General features: G+C 74.8%; 1 protein-coding gene. It reads right to left on the bottom strand.

What is annotated here, in order from left to right; translation table 11 throughout:
• Nucleotides 1-3,390 (bottom strand): SDR family NAD(P)-dependent oxidoreductase (locus tag EEJ42_RS10120; RefSeq protein WP_123099629.1); only part of this gene is annotated, 3,390 nt, incomplete at both ends.

The following is a 3,390-nucleotide window of genomic DNA, read 5'->3' as shown; positions in this document are numbered from 1 at the left end:
CGCCGCGCCGGACCGCCGCCGGTGAGCGCCCGCAGCGGGGCGGGCAGGGTGAGCGCGGGCTGCCCGGCCAGCGCCCGTACGTCCAGGTCGATGGCGACGAGATGCGGCGCGCCGTGCCGGACGGCGGCGTCCAGCAGCCCCAGCGCCCGCTCGCCGGACATCGCCCCGATGCCCGAACGCGCCATGCGGGCCCGGTCCGCCTCGTCCAGGTGCCCGGTCATGCCACTGGCGTCGGCCCACAGGCCCCACGCCACCGACACCCCCGGCAGGCCGAGGGCGCGACGGTGGGCGGCCAGGGCGTCGCAGAACGCGTTCGACGCGGCGTAGTTGGACTGCCCCGACGAACCCAGGGTGGCCGCCGTCGAGGAGAACACCACGAACAGGGCCAGCGGCAGATCCGCCGTCGCCGTGTGCAGATGCGCCGCGGCCGTGGCCTTCGGGCCCCAGACCCGGGCCAGCCGCTCCGGCGTCTGGGAGGTGAGAACGGCGTCGTCCAGCACCCCGGCGGCGTGGACGACACCGGTCAGCGGATGCGCCGGGTCGACCCCGGCGACCAGGTGCGCCACCTCCGCCGGATCGGTGACATCCGCGGCGCGGAACTGTACCTGTACACCCAACTCGCCCAGTTTCTCGATCAGTTCGGGGGCTCCGGGGGCGTCCGGACCGCTTCGGCTGACGAGCAGCAGATGCTTGACGCCCCAGGTGCGCACCAGGTGCTCGGCCACCAAGCGGCCCAGCGTGCCCGTCCCACCGGTGATCAGCACGGTGCCGTCCGGGTCGAGGACCGCACCGGCACCGAAGGTTTCGGCGGTGTCCGCCGCGGCCGCGCCACCGGCTCCGGCCCGCCCCAGCCGGGGCACCAGGACGCCTCCCGTACGCACCGCCAGCTGCGGCTCGTGCACATCCACCGCGCGGACGACCGCCTCCGCGACGATGCCGCCATCGGTACCGGGACCGAGGTCGAGCCCTGGATCGAGGTCGAGCAGAACGAACCGTTCGGGGTTCTCCGACTGGGCGCTGCGGATCAGCCCCCACGCCCCGGCCCCGACCGGATCCACGGTGCTCTCACCGGAGTCGGGCGTGGCCACCGCGCCGCGCGTGACCACCACCAGCCGGGCATCCGCCAGCGCGGCCCGGGCCAGCCACCCCTGCACCAGTCCCAGAAGCCCGTCCACCGCCCGCAGCCCCTCGTGGGCGTCCGCGACGTCCCCGGACGCATGGCAGGGTGTCAGGACGACCGAAGGAGCGGGCGCACCGGCCTCGATCGCCGCGACCAGCGCCTCCAGATCCGGGTAGCACACGACGCCCTCGTCCGCGCCGTCCTTCTCGGCGCCCTCCGCCACCGAGACCGCCAGGCCCAGCGGATCCTCGCCCAGCACCACCCATCCGCCGTCACCCATCACCGACCGCGCCGACGGCGCGGTGGCAGGCACCGGCAGCGGGGACCAGCCCAGCGTGAACAGCCCGTCCACCCCGCGCCCGGCCGCGGCCGCCCGCAACCCGTCCGCACCGGCCGGGCGAGTGACCAGCGAGTCCACCGTCAGCACCGGTGCACCCACCGCATCGGCCACCGTCATCCGTAAGCACTGCCGCGCCCCGTCGCGGGCCAGCCGTACCCGCACACGGGTCGCCTCGGAGGCCCACAAGGACACGCCGTTCCACGCGAACGGCAGCCGCACCCGGTCGTCGTCCTCCTGTCCCTCCGGCCGGTCCATGAGCAGCGACGGATGCAGCGCCGCGTCCAGCAGGGCCGGGTGGATCCCGAACCCGCTCCGGTCCCCGGCGGCATCGGGCAGGACCACCTCGGCGAGGACGTCCGCGCCGTGCCGCCAGGCGGCGGTCAGGCCCTGGAAGGCCGGTCCGTACCCGTAACCGGCCGCCCTCACCTGCTCGTAGAACCCGTCGATGTCCAGCGGCTCCGCGCCCACCGGAGGCCAGGCGCCGCCCAGCCCCTCCGCCTGCCCGGAGGCGTCGGCGGGCGGGGCCAGTACGCCCCTGGCGTGGCACACCCACTCCCCGTCCACGCCGAGACCCGCGGTGTCCTCGGGGCACGTATACACCGCCACGTCGCGGCGCCCCTCCTCCGCCGCGGCCCCCACCACCACCTGCACCCGCAACGCACCGGACGCGGGCAGCACCAGCGGCCGCTGGAGCGCCAGCTCCTCCACACCGCCGCAGCCCACCTCGTCGGCAGCCCGCAGCGCCCACTCCACCAGCACCGCACCCGGCGCCAGCACCGCACCCGCCACCACATGCTCACCGAGCCACGGGTGGGTCCGCGCCGACAGCCGACCGGTCAGCAGACGCGTAGTGCCGTCGGCCAACTCCACCGCCGCGCCCAACAGCGGATGGCCCGCGGACACCAGCCCGAGACCGGCCGGATCGCCACCGGGCCCGGATGCGCCGTCGATCCAGTAGCGCTCGCGCTGGAAGGCGTATGTCGGCAGGTCGATGACGCGGGGCGCCGGATCGGCCGGGAACCAGCGAGACCAGTCCACCTCGACCCCCGCCGTGAAGGCCCGGGCCACCGACCGCGCCAACTGCGCCGTCCCGCCGTGGTCGCGGCGCAGCGTGGGCACCGTGACGGCCCCGACGCCCGCTTCCTCGAACGTTTCCTGCATGCCGACGGTGAGGACGGGGTGGGTGCTGGTCTCGATGAACACGCGGTGGCCGTCGTCCAGCAGGGCGCGTACGGCATCGGCGAACCGCACCCGCTCGCGCAGGTTCGTCACCCAGTACGGGGTGTCCAACTCGGCGGTGTCCAACCGACCACCGGTGACGGTGGAGTAGAACGCCACCCCGGAGCGCGCCGGTTTGACCCCGGCGAGGAGGTCGGTCAGTTCGTCGGCGATCTCGTCGATCTGGGGGCCGTGTGAGGCGTAGTCGACGTCGATGAGGCGGGCCCGGCCGCCGGTGTCCTGGTATGCCGTGACCGCGTGAGTGACCTGGTCGGGTGGGCCGGACACGACGACGGATCCGGGCCCGTTGACGGCGGCCACGCCCACGCCCTCGGCGCGCTCGCCCAGGCCGGACAGGAAGTCCTCTGCCTGGTCCTGGCCCATGCCGAGGGAGGCCATGGCGCCGCCGCCCGCGAGTTTGCGCAGCGCCTGGCTGCGGAGCGCCACGATCCGGGCGCCTTCGTCCAGTGACAGTGCACCGGCCACTACGGCTGCTGCGATCTCGCCTTGGCTGTGGCCGACGACGGCGGCCGGGGTGACGCCGTAGTCGTCCCATACGGCGGCCAGTGACACCATGACGGCCCACAGCACGGGCTGTACGACATCGACGCGGGCGAGGTCGGCGGCGCCGGGGTGGCCGCGCAGGACGTCGGTGAGGGACCAGTCCACGTACGGGGACAGGGCCTGTTCGCACTCGCCGACGCGGGCGGCG

Source organism: Streptomyces botrytidirepellens (genome assembly GCF_003721215.1).
Lineage (GTDB): Bacteria > Actinomycetota > Actinomycetes > Streptomycetales > Streptomycetaceae > Streptomyces > Streptomyces himastatinicus.
This window is presented reverse-complemented; position numbering and strand designations above follow the sequence as displayed.